Source organism: Mesorhizobium sp. WSM4832 (assembly GCF_055811115.1).
Map to the genome: position 1 here is coordinate 115,332 of NZ_JBVVQH010000018.1, position 15,715 is coordinate 131,046.

A 15,715-nucleotide genomic window follows, 5' to 3' on the forward strand; every position below is an offset into this window, starting at 1 on the left:
ACACCATGCCGCTCAGGGCTAATTTCCCCACTGCCGCTTTCGCCCCCCCCCAGATCTATTTGGGTCCCTTTCAACCCCCCCTTGAGCCGCCGGAGCGTTTCACCGTTTCACGGAAACGGCGAACCGCTCTATCTCCTTGTTGACGCAATTCCGGACGGAAAACCGCTCACACTTTTCCTGGAATTGCTCTCGATGCCTTGCCCGGGCAGGCGCGGCGCGTGGACGGCGCAGCAGGCCTGCCCGAAATCAACGAGTTCGAAGCCGGGCAGCAGACGCGCGGTCGCCCGCAGATGATCGCTTGTCGCCCGCAAGGCGCGTGTCAGCGTATCGAAGCGTTTGTCCGACCTGTCCTGCGCGCCGCAACAGGCCGTCGCCGCGACACAGGCTTCCAGCAGCGTCTCGGCGGCACCGCGCATATGATGATAGTGGTGCGCGGCCGGCTCCGGGGCCCGCAAGGCGCGAACGGCTTCGTTAACCTGTGCGACAGCCTGCCTTGCGCTCGCCAAGGCGCCCTCGGCAAGCGCCGCCTGGCGACGCGATGTCAGCAGGAACAGCGCGTAGCCCGAGAGCTGGGTCAGGGTCTGGCTGATCAATTGCTGCGCGTCACGTGCGGCGTCGGCATAGCGCAGCAGCGACTGCTCCGTCACGGCGACACAGGAATACACGCCCATTGCAAATCCTCCGCGCCGGCATCGCGGCGCCCTCCTCCCCTTGGGCATTACCCGATTTTGATATCGGTAACAACAGAATTGCTCCAACCGACGCCGACAGCTTGTTTGTTCGACAAGGTAATGGTTTGATGCGCGCCGGCGGACCGAGCGACAACAAAGATGCCCAGGCGATCATCCGAGGACACGAACAGGCGCAATGGAAGCGCCAGAATGCGCGACGTCGCGGTTCGCGCCGGCGTCTCCACCATGACCGTGTCACGGGTCCTGAACGAGCCCGGCAAGGTATCGGAGGAGATGCGCGAACGTGTTCTGAAGGCTGTTCGCGAGATCGGCTATCTGCCGAACCACCTGGCGGGAAGCCTGTCTTCGAACCGTTCGACGACCATCGGGCTGATCGTGCCCAGCATCGACAATTCGATCTACACGCAAACGGTCAAGGGCCTGTCGGAGGTGCTGAAACGCTCCGGTTTCCAGCTGATGATCGCGGAATCGGGATATGATCCCAATGAGGAGGAGGAGCTTATCACCGTGTTCCTCAGCCACCGGGTCGGCGGGCTCGTCCTGCACAGCACCGAGCATACGCCCCAGGCCATCGAGAAGATCCGCAAATCGGGCATTCCAGTTGTCGAGAACGGGAATATCCCCAAAGAGCCGCTCGACATGGTCGTAAGCTATTCAAATCGCGATGCTTCTTACGCAATGACGATGCATCTCGGCAGGCTCGGCTATCGCAAGATCGCATTCGCCAGCCTCTATTCCGTGCACAATGACCGCTCCCAGGACCGCCTCAAGGGATATTTGGCGGCGCTCAAGCAATTGGGGCACGATCCAGACCCGCGCATGGTCCTGGAGACGGGACGCGGCCTTGCCGCCGGCGCGGAAGTGGTGGCACGGGTGATGCAGAGCGTGCCGGGGGTCGACGCGCTTTTCTGCGCCGGCGAAGTCCTGGCCGCCGGCGCGCTGTTCGAATGCCAAAGGCGCAACTGGTCGGTGCCGGGCCGAATCGCGCTCGCCAGTTTCGACGATGTCGATCTGTTGCGGCACGTCAGCCCTTCCGTCACCACCTTGCGGCTGCCGCGCTACGACATTGGAGAGCGGACGGCACGGATCCTTTTGAGCCGCATCATCGACGGCGCGGATCATTTGCGCGGCAGCGTCGTCGACCTCAAGTTCGAAGTCATCCAGCGCGAGAGCACCTGATCCGCCCCTGAGACCGGCAGTCGCAACACGGCGCCCGCTCTTCTATGATTGCATTTTGTTACCGGTACCAATATAAAGTCAAAGCCCTGCATGGCAATCCTATGCCTGACGGGCTGTCCGGTAGAAAATGAGGGGTATTGGCAATGCTCACAGAGCGGCGGAACAGAACGTGAGCTTGGCGAAGGAAACGGACGACGCGGCGCCACCCGCCTGGGCGAAACCGCTCAACGAATGCACCGCCTTGATCACGGGCTCGACAGCCGGCCTTGGGCAGGCGATGGCGGCAAGGCTTGCCGAGTCCGGCTGCAGCGTCATGCTGCACGGGCTGGAAGACGCCGATCAGATCGAAGCACAACGTTCTGAGCTCGCCCGCGACACGGGCGCCCGTGTTGCCTACCACAAGGCTGACCTCTCGATGCGATCGGGGGTCGAAGGGCTGATCGACACCGCGATGTCGGTGCTCGGGCCGATCGACATCCTCGTCAACAATGCCGTTGTCCGGCACTTCGCGCCGGTGATGGATTTCCCGGCCGAGCAGTGGGACCTTGCGCTCGCGGTCAACCTCTCCGCCGCGTTCCACGCCATCCGGCTTCTGCTGCCGAATATGCGCAGCCGGAATTTCGGCCGGATCTTCAACATCACCTCGGTCTACGGCATGCGGGGGACGACCGACCGCGTCGGCTATGTGACGACGAAGTCTGCTATCCTCGGCTTGACCCGCGCCGTGGCGCTGGAGAACCTGGATCGCGACGTTACCTGTCATAGTCTGTGCCCCGGCTCGGTGCTCACGCCGGGCACGGAAGAAAGGGTGGAGAGGCTGATGGCGGAGCGTGGCATCGATCGGACGGCGGCCGAACGGCTCTTCCTCGAAGGCAAGCAACCGGGCGGCAACTTCGTCTCCGCCGGGAGCATCTCCGACCTGCTCGTCTTCCTGTGCGGACCGATCGCCCGCGACATGACCGGGTCCGTGCTACCGGTCGAAGCGGGCTGGCTGGCAAGTTGAGCCAGCGCTGAAGCAGACCGGCATCGCTCGCGAAGGCGATGCCCAACTGATTGTTTTTACGCAATTCCGGACGGAAAACCGCGACGCACTTTTCCTGGAATTGCTCTAAAGGGAGCCATCCATGGACGACCTGTATGAAGTCTACGCCATCCGCTACGGCCACCACGACCGCAACGCGGCTGCGAATTTCATCGGCGGCGACCCGCATGACGGCCCTATGCCGCTCGACTATTTCGTCTGGGCGATCGTCGGCAAATCGCGCACCTTCGTGTTCGATACCGGCTTCGACGCAAAAGTCGCGGACCGGCGCCAGCGCAATCTGCTGCGCCCGGTCGGCGAAGGGCTGAAAATGATCGGCATCGATCCGGACAAGGTCGAGGACGTCATCATCTCGCATATGCATTTCGACCATGCCGGCAACCACGAGCTGTTCCCGAAGGCCCGCTACCACGTCCAGGACGTGGAGATGGCCTACTGCACGGGTCGCTGCATGTGCCACAGCTATCTCAGGCATCCGTTCGACTACGAGGACGTGGCCAGCATGATAGGCAAGTTGTATGCGGGGCGCGTGACTTTCCACGACGGCGTCTCGGAGGTCGCTCCGAACCTCACCGTTCATCGTGTCGGCGGCCACTCGAAGGGCCTGCAGGTGATCCGGGTGAAGACGCGGCGCGGCTTTGTGGTGCTCGGCTCCGACGCATCGCATTTCTACGCGAATTTCGAGCAGAACCGGCCTTTCCCGGTGCTGGAGAGCGCAACCGACATGCTGAATGGCTACGCCACCATGCGCAAGCTCGCCAGCACGCCGAACCACATCATCCCTGGCCACGATCCGCTGGTGCTCGCCCGCTATCCCGCCGCGCTGGCGGGCGTGGACGATATCGTGCGTCTCGACCTCGACCCAATCCCCGGCGCACCGTGAGCGCCTTCTTGATCGAATATCTCCCGATGATCGAGAACCTCGGGGCGTTCGTCACAATCGCATGGAGACGACAATGAACAATCTCAAGCTCGGGCTGGCTGGCGCCGGCAGGATGGGAACGCCAATGGCGAAGCGCCTGATGGCGGCCGGCTACAGCGTGAGCGTCTACGACACGAAAGCCAGCGCCGTCGAGGCATTGGCCGCTCAGGGCGCCGGCAAGGCCGCGACGCCCGCAGAGCTGATGAAGAGCTGCGACGTGGTGCTGCTTTCGCTGCCGACGCCGGAGATCGTGCAGGCCGTTTGCCTTGGCCTCGACGGGCTTGCTTCCGTCAAGGGCGCGACCATCGTCATCGATCTCTCCACCACGGGCCCGCGGACGGAGCGTCTCGTCGCCAAAGGCCTCAAGGCCGCCGGCATCGCGCTGGCCGACTGCCCTGTCAGCGGCGGCGTGGGCGGCGCTGAAAAGGGCACGCTGGCCATGATGGCGGCCTGCGACGAGGCGACCCTGAAAACGATCCGCCCTGTCCTCGAGACGCTTGGCAAACCAGTCCATGTCGGCCTGGAGCCAGGCATGGGCCAGATGATCAAGGTGATCAACAACCTCATGTCGGTGACGGCCCTGTCAATCGCTTCCGAAGCGCTGGTGCTCGGCACCAAGGCCGGGCTCGATCCGGACGTGCTGCTCGAGGTCATCAATTCCGGCAGCGGCGGTTCCAACGCGACGATGACGAAGATACCGAAATTCGTCCTTACCCGCAGCTTCGATTTCGGCTTCGCCATCGGGCTGTCATCCAAGGACATCCGCCTTTGTCTCGAAGAGAGCGACGCGCTGGGCGTGCCGATGATCGTCGGAGGCGCGGTGCGGCAGTTGCTGACCGTGGCGAAGAGCGATCTCGGCCCGGATGCGGATTTGACCGAAATCATCAAGCCGATCGAGGGCTGGGCCGGCGTGACGGTTGCCGGCAAAAAGGCCCAGGCCTGACGGCGGCCGGAACGTATCCGATGAGCACCAATTCCCCTCAGGCGATTGCCCCGGGCCTGTCGCGCCGCCTTGCGGCGTTCGTACGCAACGCGCGATGGGGCGATGTGCCGGAGCAGGTGCGCGAGCATGCGCTGCGCGCCCTCTTCAACGGCTTCGGGACAGCGCTTGGCGGTTCGTCCGACCAGGCGATCCTGCGCCTTGCGGCGAGCCTCGCGCCCTTCTCCGCCGGTGAAGCGGCGACCGTGATCGGCCATCGTGCGCGGCGGGATGCGCCGACCGCGGCGTTCCTCAACGCGGCGTCGATGAACGTGTTCGATTTCGACGACACCCATCAAGGCACGATCATCCATCCTACCGCGCCCGTGGCGCCAGCAGTCCTTGCCCTGGCTGAAACCCGGCCGGTCAGTGGGACGGAGCTTCTGCACGCCTTCGTCCTTGGCGTGGAGGTGACCTGCCGGATCGGCAACGCGATCTCGCCGGGCCACTACGATCGCGGCTGGCATATCACCTCGACCTGCGGAATCTTCGGCGCCGCCGCGGCCGCGGCGAAGCTTCTCGACCTCAGCGAGGATGAAATCCTCTGGGCCTTCGGCAATGCTTGCGCCCAGGCATCGGGTCTCGTCGAGACCCTGGGCTTCATGGCCAAGAGCGTAGGGGTCGGCGCAGCGGCGCGCGGAGGCCTGCTCGCCGCGTTGATGGCGCAGGGCGGGGTCGAGGGACCGCCGATGCCCCTCGAGGGGCCACGCGGCTTCCTCAAGGTCTTCTGCGACGCGCCGAAGCCCGAGCTGATCGAGCGTGGGCTTGGTAGCGCGTGGGAAAACCTTCGCAACATGTTCAAGCCATATCCCTGCGGCGTCGTGCTCAACCCCGTTATCGACGCATGCCTCAATCTGCACCAAAGGCCGGATCTCTCCGCCGACCTTGTCTCCGAAGTCACAGTGCGCGGCTGCCCGCTGCTCAAGGCCCGCGCCGACAGGCCTGACGTCACCACTGGCCGGGAAGCGCAAGTCAGCGCGCAGCATGCCGTCGCTGTCGCCCTGTTGCGCGGAACTGCCGGCGCCGCCGATTTCAGTGACGCGGCGGTGAACGACGCCGACGTGAAGGCATTGCGCGCCAGGGTGCGTCCGATCGAAACAGACGAAGCCATTCCGGTCGAAGCGGCTTATATCTCCGTCCGCTGCAGCGACGGGGCGCTTTTCGAGATGAACGAACTGGCGGCCACCGGCAGTCCGGCGCGACCGATGACGGATGCCGCGCTCAAGGAGAAATTCTCCGCCCTCGCCCGCTATGGCTGCCCGGCGATCGACGCCCGCGCGCTCGCCGGCAGGCTGTGGGCGCTACGCGACGTCAGCGACGTCGGTTCGGTCATGGCGCTGGCCCGGCCGAACGCGTAAGCCGCAGGGGCTGCCGCTTACCCGAGCGATCTCAGCGCTGTGGCGGCTTCCAGACATGGGTGGAGATGATGTCCCTCAATTCCGCGCGCACGGCGCGGAACAGCGGGCGGAATGTCGAGGACATCGGCTTCTGCGATGACGTCGCAAGGATGAGCTTGCGGGTGATCTGCGGCTCGAATGGCCAGACCTCGATACGGCCGGCTTCGGCAAGCAGATGCACGGAAGCATAGGGCAGGACCGTATAGCCGCCCCCCTCCTCGACAAGCAGGAGCGTGGAAGGCATCGCCTCCAGCTCCATCTCGATGCGCGGATAGATGCCGTGCTCGGCGACGATGTTGTCGATCAGCCGCCGCAGGCCGTGCGGCCGGCTTGGCAGGATCATCGGCAGTTCCGCAAGCACGCTGAGGCTCACCGGGCCGCGCGGCAGCAGAGGTTCGGCCAGCGCCGGACCGATCAGGAAAAGCTCGTCATCGGCGAGCGGCTCGGTCAGCACGGAAGGGTGATTGGGCGAGTTGTAGAGGACCGCCGCGTCGATACGGCCGGCGACCAGCCATTCCAGGATGTGGCCGCTGAAACCCTCGATGACCTGCAGGGCGACGTTCGGGAACTCGTTCTTGATCTTCTTGACCAGCGGCACCGTCAGCACCGTCCCGACGGACGGCGGGACGCCAAGCACCAGTCTGCCGCGCGGCGAGGCCCTCAGATTGGACACCGCGTTCTGCGCGAGCCGCATGCGCTCGACAATCTCGTCGGCATGCGATTTCAGCAGCGCACCGGCTTCGGTCAGCACCACGCCGCGGCCGTTGCGATGGAACAATTCCACGCCCAGTTCCTCCTCGAGCCCGCGGATATGGCGCGTGATCATCGGCTGGGTGACATTGAGGTCGAGGGCGGCTTTCGAGAAGCTGCCCGCCGAGCCGACCGCGATGAAGACCTGTAACTGCTTCGTGTCCAACTCAAACCACCCAACCCGCCGCCGGGCGGTGCTTTGCCCGAAGCTTTCGACCCTACGTGCGGAACGGATATTTCAGGCCGCGCACGTTCAGGAACACGGCATAGACCGAAGTTGTCGCCGTGATGAACAGCCGATTGTGCCGCGCGCCACCGAATGCGACATTCGCCACCATTTCCGGCACCAGGATCTTGCCGATCAATTCACCAGCCGGCGTGTGGCACTGGACACCGTCCCAGGCGCTGATCCAGAGGTTGCCGGTGATATCGACCCGGAAACCGTCCGGTATGCCCGGCGATATTTCGACGAACACGCGCGAATTTACCAGCCTGTCGCCGGCAACGTCAAACGTCCTGACGTGATGCGGCGCGCTGCGGTCGGTCAGATAGCCGGAATCCGCGATGTAGAGCTTTTTCTCGTCGGGCGAGAAGGCGAGACCGTTGGGCATCGAGAAATCGTCGGCGACGACAGCGATCCGGGCGGATTGCGGATCGATGCGATAGACGCGGCAACCGGGCTGCTCCTGATCGGCCCTGCGGCCGACATAGTCGGAGATGATGCCGTAGTTCGGGTCGGTGAACCAGATGCTGCCATCCGACTTGACCACCACGTCGTTCGGCGAATTGAGCCGCTTTCCCTCAAAGGAATCCGCGAGCACGGTGATCGAGCCGTCCCATTCGGTGCGCACCACGCGGCGTTCGCCCTGCATGCAGGTGACGAGCCTGCCTTCGCGGTCGCGCGTGCTGCCGTTCGGATTGGCGACATTGCCGCGGAACAGCGAAACGGCGCCGGTCTCCTCGTCCCAGCGCAGCATGCGGTCGTTGGGGATATCGCTCCAGACCAGCGTGCGCAGGTCGGCGAAATAGACCGGCCCCTCCGCCCAGCGGTTGCCGGTGTGCAGCGTTTCGAGGAAGGCGACCGGATCGATAAGGTCGCCGAAGCGCGGGTCGATGATCTCGTAACAGGACATCGGCAGTCTCGCTCATAGGCGGATGGCAGGGGTCTGGATTGGCGAACCGGACGGCGGAACTCCGATCCGCCGATCTTCAACGCTGGACGAACGGAGCCGGAATGGAGTTGCCGGCGTCGATCCACACGCTCTTTTCCTGGAGATATTCGTAGATGGCGGTGCGGCCGTTTTCGCGACCGAAACCAGACTGCTTGTAGCCGCCAAAGGGCGAGAGATAGCTCGTAGCGCGATACATGTTGACCCAGACGATACCGGCTTCCAGCCGGTCCGGCAGCCGGATTCCGCGCCCGATGTCCTGCGTCCACAATCCGGCGGCGAGGCCATAGACGCTGTCATTGGCAATGGCGACGGCTTCGTCCTCGTCCTCGAACGGAATGATCGAAAGGACCGGGCCGAACACCTCTTCCTGGGCGATACGCATCGACTGGCTGACATTGCCGAAGATGGTTGGTTCCACGAACCAGCCATCGGCGATCGCCTTGTCCTCGGGCACCTTGCCGCCGAGCAGCTGGATGGCGCCCTCGTCGCGGGCGATGCCGATATAGTCGAGGACCTTCTTGCGTTGCGGGAGCGTCGTGATCGGCCCGACCTGGGTATCGGGGTCGAGCGGATCGCCGATCCTGGCGGTCCTCGCGAACGCCACCAGCTTTTCGACCACCTGATCGTAGACGGAGCGCTGCACCAGCGCGCGCGATCCGGCGATGCAGGTCTGGCCGGTCGCCGCGAAAATGCCCGAGACCAGCCCGGGAATCGCGGCCTCCATCTTGGCGTCGGCGAAAACGATGTTCGCCGATTTGCCACCGAGCTCCAGCGTCACCTTCTTGAGGCCACCGGCCGCGGCCTGGTAGACGCGCCGGCCGGTGGCGTCGCCGCCGGTGAAGGCGACTTTCGCGACCCTTGGATGCGTCACCATGCGGTCGCCGATCTCATGGCCGAAGCCGGTGATGATGTTGACGACACCTTTCGGGAAGCCCGCCTTCTCGAACAACCTTCCGAAGAAGAGCGCCGAGACCGACGAGAACTCCGACGGCTTCCATACCACGGTGTTGCCGGCGGCCAGTGCCGGTGCCAGCTTCCAGGTCGCCAGCATCAGCGGCGAATTCCATGGCGTGATCGCCGCCACGACGCCCAGAGGCTCGAGCTTGGTGTAGTTGAAGACGCCAGGCTTATCGATCGGGATGACGCGTCCCTCGATCTTGTCGGCCAGCCCGCCGAAGAAGCGGAACCATTGCGGGATGTATTTGCATTGCATCCGCATTTCGTTGATCAGTTTGCCGTTGTCGCGCGTCTCGAGAACGGCGAGGTTTTCCGCCTCCTCGGCGACAAGGTCGGCAAAGCGCGCCATGACCTGGCCGCGCGCGCTGGCCGTCATCGACCGCCATTCCCCCCGGAAGGCCTGTGACGCGGCCTCAACGGCCGCATCGACATCGGCTACGCCTGCGCGCGGAACAAGCGCCCAGGCCTTGCCGGTGAAGGGATCGTAGGACTCGAAATACTCCCCCGATGCCGCGGCGGCCCAGCGGCCGCCGATCAGCATGGCAAGCTTGTCCTCGGCGAGCGGCGGACGCTGGATCATGCGCCGATTTCCTGCAGGGCCTCGCGGGCGTTGCGGAAGGCATCGACCCCGGCTGGCACACCTGCATAGATCGCGACCTGCAGCAGCACCTCGCGGATCTCATCCTTGGTGACGCCGTTCCTGATCGCGCCCTTGACATGCATCTTCAGCTCGTGCGGCCGGTTGAGGGAAGCCAGCATGGCAAGGTTCAGCATGCTGCGGGTCTTGCGGTCGAGCGTCTCGCGGCCCCATACGGCGCCCCAGCAATATTCGGTCACCAGCTCCTGCATCGGACGGTTGAAATCGTCGGCGCTGGCGAAGGATTTCTCCACGAACTCGGCGCCGAGCACCGCCTTGCGGATCTCGAAGCCCTTGTCGAACATGTCTTTACCCATTGGGTTATTCCTTTCTGGTCTGCTTGGGAGGATCAGAGGCCGGGTGTCGGCCGGTATTTGCGACCGCGCGCCAGCACATGGCCGAGCGAGCCGTCGGTGAGGTAAATCTGCGTGGCCTTGGAATCATACTGCACGCTTTCCTGGCCGGGATAGCCGAGCAACTCGCGCACGCGCGGGTTCATGTAATAGGTGCAGATCGCGATCGTCGTGATGGCCGAGAAGGCGGCGCCATCTTCCCTGCTGAGCTTTTCGAGATGCGCTTCCGCGCTCAACGCTGGATCGGCGTCGAGCCCACGTTCGAATCCTCCCTTGAGGTCGACACGAAAATCGAGCGCCTTTTCGGCGTCGGCGAAGCTGCAGACCGAACCGAATGCCGGCATTTCGCCGTGAGCTGGAATGAGAAAATCGGCAAGGGCGAGGAAAGTCTTGTCTTTGCTCATGTCAGGCAACCTTCTGGTTGCGCCGTTCGGCAATCATGCGGCGTGTGTTGCGAAGCGCCACCGCCATGATTGTCGCGGTCGGATTGGTGGCGCCGGAGGTCGGGAAGGTCGAGGCGTCCATGATGTAGAGGTTGGGCACGTCATGGCAGGCGCCCCATTGGTCGACGACAGAGCGCTTCGGGTCGTCACCCATGACGGTCGTGCCGATCAGATGCCAGCCGGATTCTCGCACCGGCGTGGAAACAAGCGTCTCGATGGCGCCGGCGGCGCGTACCGATTCCAGGCAACGGTCGATGTTGAACCGAAGCAGGCGGTTGGAGTTCTCGTTGACCTTGTAGACGATCTGCGGCGCCGGCAGGCCATCGGAATCGACGAGGTCCTTCGATAGCACGACCTGGTTGCTCTCTTCCGGCAGATCCTCGCCGACGATGCCCCAGATCAGCGAGTGACCGAAGCGGCGGGCGACGTTCTCGTGCAGATTGGCACCCCAGAAATCCTGGAAGCGGCCTTCCTCGGCGACATAGACCTTGGAGCCGGTGGCGCCCGATACGCCGACCGGGCCGCCGGACGGCATGCAGTTCCATTTCGATCCGCGCACGAAGCCGCGCCGCTCGTCGGTCTCGTAGAATTCCAGCGAATAGACCTGCTGCCCGAACGGGCCGCGCCAGGAGTCCAGCGGGTCTTCATAGGAGGCGAGGATGCTGGCGAAGGGGTGCATCATCAGCCGCTTGCCGACCATCCCGGACGAGTTGGCCAGTCCGTCGGGATGCTTCGATCCGCCCGACATCAGGAGCAGCCGCGGCGTGCCGACGCCGTTGGCGCAGAGGATGACGACCTTGGCGCGCTGGCGGCGATCGCGGCCGTTGGCGTCGACATAGACAACGCCGGTGGCGAGCCCCTGCTCGTTCGTCTCGACCTCCTTGACGCGGGCACGCGTGACAAGCCGCGCTCCGGCCTTGAGCGCAAGCGGCCAGTGCGAGCGGTCGGTGGTCGACTTCGCGCCTTCGGGACAGCCGGTCAGACAGGTGCCGCGCCGCACGCAGGCGTTCAATTCGCCGAATTTTTCGGACGGTATTGCGTTGCTGCCCGGCCACCAGTGCCAGCCCATACGTTCCATGCCGAGCGCCCCGCGCAAACCCACCGAACCGATCGGCAGCGCGGGAAATGGATATGGTCCTCGCGGCGGAAAAGCCGGGTCGCCCGCAAGGCCGGACACGCCCACCTCGCGCTCGATCTCGAGCTGGTAGGGCAGCAGATCCTCGTAGGAGAAAGGCCAGTCCTCGGCCACGCCGTCGAGCGAGCGGACGCGGAAATCGGAGGGCAGGAAATGCATCCATTGCGCGCCGTAGAGCGTGGCGCTGCCGCCGACGCCGGCAAACATCAGCGGGTTGATATCCGTGGTCGAGGTATCGACCGGATAGTCGTTCGGGTTGTCGCGCACATTGGGGTTGGGGTGCCACAGCTTGGTGCTGACCAGCTCATGCTCCGGCCGCGCGCCGGTGTAATCGTTATATTCAGGCCACTCCCCCTGCTCCAGCGCCACCACCGAAAGGCCGGCGCGCGCGAGATGAAGGGCAGCGACCGAGCCGGATGGCCCGGCGCCGACGATGGCGACATCCACTTCCTCGTCGCGCCGCGCGCGGGCGCTGCGTTCGCTCAGGCTCTCAACATTCATTCCCAACCTCCCTCGATGGCGACCGGCTCATGCGAGCCGTGTGCGGTAGAACGCAGCCGCGCCTATGATGATGATGCCCTTGATGATGAGCTGCATCTCGATCGGGAAACCCAGCAACAGGACAAGATTGTTGATGACGACCAGGACCGCGACGCCAAGCAGCGCGGCGAAGATGTTGCCGCGTCCGCCGGTCAGCGCCACGCCGCCCATGACCGCCGCGACGATCGAGTCGAGCTCGTAGCCCTGGCCGACCCAGTTGGAGACCGTTCCGACATAGCCGAGCAGGAACAGTCCGCCTATGCCGGCGCAGATCGAGCAGATAACATAGCACAAGATGATGACGCGATCGGGCGCGACACCGTTGAGGAACGCCGCCTTGGGATTGCTGCCCACCATGAAGATCTCGCGCCCGAGACGCGACCGGTGGAGCACGACGCCGAAAACGACGGCGAGCAGCGCCAGGGTCATCAGGTTGACCGGGATGCCCAGGATCCGGCCTGACGCGAGGAAGCCCATGCCCGGCGGCAAGGTGCTGATCGGCGCGCCGCCCGTATAGGCAAAGCGAACGCCCTGCAGGATGACCATCATAGCCAGCGTGGCAAGGAACGGACTGACGTCGCGCTTGGCAACCAGCCAGCCGTTGACGGCGCCGACGACGGCGGAGAAGGCGATAGCCGCGACGAAGATCATCGGGATCGCATCGTTGGTCGTCGCCTTGAACGCGGTTGCAAGCACGGCCACCGTCGCCATCAGCGAGGCCACCGACAGGTCGAGCCCCCGCACCAGGATGACGAAGGTCTGGCCGACGACCACCATGCCGAGAGGTGCTGCGATGGTGAGCACGTTGACCAGATTGGCCGGCCGCAGGAAGGTGGGCGAGAGCACGGCCGCGACCAGCAGCAGCACGACAAGGAAGACGATCAGTCCATAGCGCTCGAAAACCGAGGCGACGGACACGCCTCGGGACCGGGGCAGCGGCGTCTCGAGGGGTGCCATCACTGCCTCCGCCTCGTGGTGTGGATGCTGACGGCGATGATGATGATCAGGCCCTGGATCACCCACTGATAGTAGGAAGAAACGTTCAGGAAGTTCAGCAAATTGTTGAGCATCGTCACCAGCAGAACGCCGAGCAGCGTGCCGAGGACGCCGCCGCGCCCGCCGGCCAGAATGGTGCCACCGACAACCACCGGCGTGATCGATTGCAGCGTCAATGCCGTGCCGATGCGCGGATCGCCGACACCGGTGCGGGCGGTCAGGAAGATCGCCGCGAGGCCGGCGCACAGTCCGGACAGCGCATAGGCCATCACCACGATGCGGTTCACCGGCAGGCCGTTCAGCCGGGCCGCCTCGCGATCTCCACCGACGAAGTAGATGCTGCGGCCCGAGCGCGAGCGCTGCAGCCAGAGGCCGGCAAGCGCGAAGATCGCGACAAGGACGATCGCCGTCACGGGGATGCCCCACAGCTTCGCGTAGGAAAAATCCGCCAGGCCCCGCGGCACCGATCCGCCAGGCTCCTTGTTGTACATCAGCGTGCCGCCAAAGATGACCGACGACATGCCGAGCGTCACGATCAGCGGATGGACGCGCAGCACGATGGTGAGCAGACCGTTGAGCGCACCGATTGCGGTCGCTGCGACCAGGGCGAGCGGCAGGGCCAGCCAGAGCAGGTCCGGCCGCCATTCGAGGAAATGCGCGATAAAGACGGTCGATGCGCTGACCAGCGAGCCCACCGCAAGATCGATGCCGCCCAGCAGCACCACGAATGTCTGGCCGAGGCTGACCATGCCCAGCACGACGAGCTGCTGGAACAAATTGCCGAAGTTGCGCCAGGTGAGGAACCGGTCGGACAGGAAGCCGCCCGCCACGACAAGCAGTATGAGCAACACCGCCACGATCACATAGGACAGCGAAAGCCGGTTTCGGCGCAATTCGGCGACGACGGCGCTCATGCGACCTGCTCCAGCCGGGCCGCCGTGCCCTCGCGCCGGTCGATCGAGCGCACGGCGAGATCCATGATTGTTTCCTCTGTGGCGGATGCGCCGTCGATCTCGCCCGCGACATGGCCTTGCGACATCACGAAGATACGATCAGACAGACCGATGATCTCGGGCAATTCGGAGCTGATCATGAGAATGCCGACACCCTGCTCCGCCAGGTTGCGGACGATGCGGTAGATCTCGACCTTGGCGCCGATGTCGACGCCGCGCGTCGGCTCGTCGAGGATGAGCAGCTTGCGGGCAATGCGCGACCAGCGGCCGAAAAGCACCTTCTGCTGATTGCCGCCGGAGAGATTGCCGACCTTGACCTCGGGCGAAGGCGCCGCCACCGCGAAGTTGCGTATTTGCTCGAGCGCGATTTCGCGTTCGCCGCGCCGGTCGATCAACCCTCGTCTGGTGACGCCTGCCAGATCCGGCGCCATGACATTGGCCGAAATCGGCAGGCCGAGGAAAAGCCCCTCGTCCTTGCGGTTCTCGGTCAGAAAACCGAGGCCGTTGCGGATCGCCTCGCGCGGCATGCGCCGATCGAGGCGCTTGCCCTCGAATTCGATCGTGCCGCCGTCGAGGTCGCGCGCGCCGAAGATCACCTCGGCGACTTCGGTGCGGCCAGAGCCGACCATGCCCGCGATGCCGACGACCTCGCCCGGCCTGACCGAGATGCTGACATCGCGCACGCGGTGGCCGGCTCGAAGGTTGGTGACCTTCAGAATCTCGGATCCACTGGCCGGCGCCTTGCGGCGTGACGGATAGATCTGCTCGAGACGGCGTCCGACCATCTTGGTGATCATCTCGTCGCGCGTCAGATCGCCGACCGGACCGGTGCCGGCCACCTGTCCGTCCTTCAGGATCGTCACGCGGTCGGCGATCTCGAAGATCTCTTCCAGCCGATGCGAGACGTAGACGATGCCGACGCCTTCGCGCTTAAGACGCCGCATGTTGTCGAACAAGAGATCGACCTCGTGGCCGGAGATCACGGCCGTCGGCTCGTCGAGCACGAGCAGCCTCACTTCGCCGACCAGCGCCTTGGCGATCTCTACCATTTGCTGGTCTGCGAGAGGCAATTCATCGATCTTGGCATGGGTCGAGATCTTCACGCCGAGCTGCGACAAAATCTCGGCTGCCCGCGCATGGCGGGCGCGACGGGAGATCAGCCCCAGTCCGTTGCGCGGCTGCGCATCGACCAGGATGTTCTCGGCGACCGAAAGCTCCGAAAACAAGGCGAGTTCCTGGTGAATGACATGGATACCCGCTCCGCGCGCCTGCTTGGGCGACTGCCAGGAAACCGGCTTGCCCAGATAGGTCATGCTGCCGCCATTCGGCCTGATGGCGCCGCCCATGACGCGGATGAGAGTCGATTTTCCTGCCCCGTTTTCGCCGAGAAGGGCATGGATTTCGCCGGGGCGAACGGCAAAATCCACCCTGTCCAGGGGTTTTACGCCCGGATACTCCTTCTCGATGCGATTGAGCTCGATGACGGGAGTGACCATTATCCGATGCTCGAAATTCCGGTTACGCCAGGGTGTGCGCCCCTAGGGAACGCACACCCTGTCAGGCTGGGA

The 15,715-nt window shown here is 64.4% G+C and carries 15 protein-coding genes; 5 read left to right on the top strand and 10 right to left on the bottom strand.

Features of this window, described 5'->3' with window-relative positions:
- Positions 1-128 precede the first annotated feature (128 nt).
- Positions 129-671: a hypothetical protein gene (locus tag AC0L2L_RS23895; RefSeq protein WP_473581677.1), complete on the bottom strand. Its 543-nt coding sequence runs from the start codon at positions 669-671 to the stop codon at positions 129-131.
- Between the two features lie 210 nt (positions 672-881).
- Here AC0L2L_RS23895 and AC0L2L_RS23900 point away from each other — a divergent pair, with 210 nt between their 5' ends.
- The 5 genes from AC0L2L_RS23900 to AC0L2L_RS23920 all read left to right on the top strand — a co-directional run bounded on the left by AC0L2L_RS23900 (position 882) and on the right by AC0L2L_RS23920 (position 6,172).
- On the top strand, positions 882-1,871 hold the full coding sequence (locus tag AC0L2L_RS23900; protein ID WP_473581679.1) for a LacI family DNA-binding transcriptional regulator: 990 nt from the start codon (positions 882-884) through the stop codon (positions 1,869-1,871).
- Positions 1,872-2,040: 169 nt separating this feature from the next.
- The gene (locus AC0L2L_RS23905; protein WP_473581681.1) at positions 2,041-2,874 is read left to right on the top strand and encodes an SDR family NAD(P)-dependent oxidoreductase; all 834 of its coding nucleotides are present in this window, start codon (positions 2,041-2,043) and stop codon (positions 2,872-2,874) included.
- A 121-nt stretch (positions 2,875-2,995) separates the two neighbouring features.
- Positions 2,996-3,796, top strand: coding sequence for an N-acyl homoserine lactonase family protein (locus AC0L2L_RS23910; RefSeq protein ID WP_473581683.1), 801 nt, complete (start codon positions 2,996-2,998; stop codon positions 3,794-3,796).
- Between the two features lie 61 nt (positions 3,797-3,857).
- A complete protein-coding gene (locus tag AC0L2L_RS23915; protein ID WP_473581685.1) occupies positions 3,858-4,778 on the top strand; it encodes an NAD(P)-dependent oxidoreductase in 921 nt (306 codons plus the stop codon).
- A gap of 20 nt (positions 4,779-4,798) precedes the next feature.
- Positions 4,799-6,172, top strand: a complete 1,374-nt coding sequence (locus AC0L2L_RS23920; RefSeq protein WP_473581687.1) for an MmgE/PrpD family protein — start codon at positions 4,799-4,801, stop codon at positions 6,170-6,172.
- Positions 6,173-6,203: 31 nt separating this feature from the next.
- Here the strand turns inward: AC0L2L_RS23920 and AC0L2L_RS23925 are convergent, their stop codons facing one another.
- The 9 genes from AC0L2L_RS23925 to AC0L2L_RS23965 form a co-directional block, all read right to left on the bottom strand.
- A complete protein-coding gene (locus AC0L2L_RS23925; protein ID WP_473581689.1) occupies positions 6,204-7,127 on the bottom strand; it encodes a LysR family transcriptional regulator in 924 nt (307 codons plus the stop codon).
- A 52-nt stretch (positions 7,128-7,179) separates the two neighbouring features.
- On the bottom strand, positions 7,180-8,094 hold the full coding sequence (locus tag AC0L2L_RS23930) for an SMP-30/gluconolactonase/LRE family protein (RefSeq protein ID WP_473581690.1): 915 nt from the start codon (positions 8,092-8,094) through the stop codon (positions 7,180-7,182).
- 76 nt (positions 8,095-8,170) lie between these two features.
- Positions 8,171-9,670 (bottom strand): aldehyde dehydrogenase, encoded by a 1,500-nt coding sequence (locus AC0L2L_RS23935; protein WP_473581691.1) that lies wholly within the window; start codon positions 9,668-9,670, stop codon positions 8,171-8,173.
- Positions 9,667-10,044 carry a carboxymuconolactone decarboxylase family protein gene (locus AC0L2L_RS23940; protein WP_040985791.1) on the bottom strand — a complete coding sequence of 126 codons (378 nt, stop codon included), beginning with the start codon at positions 10,042-10,044 and terminating at the stop codon, positions 9,667-9,669. The genes AC0L2L_RS23935 and AC0L2L_RS23940 overlap by 4 nt, the downstream gene beginning before the upstream one ends.
- A 32-nt stretch (positions 10,045-10,076) precedes the next feature.
- The gene (locus AC0L2L_RS23945; protein WP_473581693.1) at positions 10,077-10,484 is read right to left on the bottom strand and encodes a hypothetical protein; all 408 of its coding nucleotides are present in this window, start codon (positions 10,482-10,484) and stop codon (positions 10,077-10,079) included.
- 1 nt (position 10,485) lies between these two features.
- Complete coding sequence (locus AC0L2L_RS23950) at positions 10,486-12,159, bottom strand: GMC family oxidoreductase (protein WP_473581694.1); 1,674 nt, start codon at positions 12,157-12,159, stop codon at positions 10,486-10,488.
- Positions 12,160-12,186: 27 nt separating this feature from the next.
- Complete coding sequence (locus tag AC0L2L_RS23955) at positions 12,187-13,155, bottom strand: ABC transporter permease (protein WP_473581696.1); 969 nt, start codon at positions 13,153-13,155, stop codon at positions 12,187-12,189.
- A complete protein-coding gene (locus AC0L2L_RS23960) occupies positions 13,155-14,108 on the bottom strand; it encodes an ABC transporter permease (RefSeq protein WP_473581698.1) in 954 nt (317 codons plus the stop codon). Before AC0L2L_RS23960 ends, AC0L2L_RS23955 begins: the two co-directional genes overlap by 1 nt.
- Positions 14,105-15,643 (bottom strand): sugar ABC transporter ATP-binding protein, encoded by a 1,539-nt coding sequence (locus AC0L2L_RS23965; protein WP_473581700.1) that lies wholly within the window; start codon positions 15,641-15,643, stop codon positions 14,105-14,107. The genes AC0L2L_RS23960 and AC0L2L_RS23965 overlap by 4 nt, the downstream gene beginning before the upstream one ends.
- Positions 15,644-15,715: the final 72 nt, after the last annotated feature.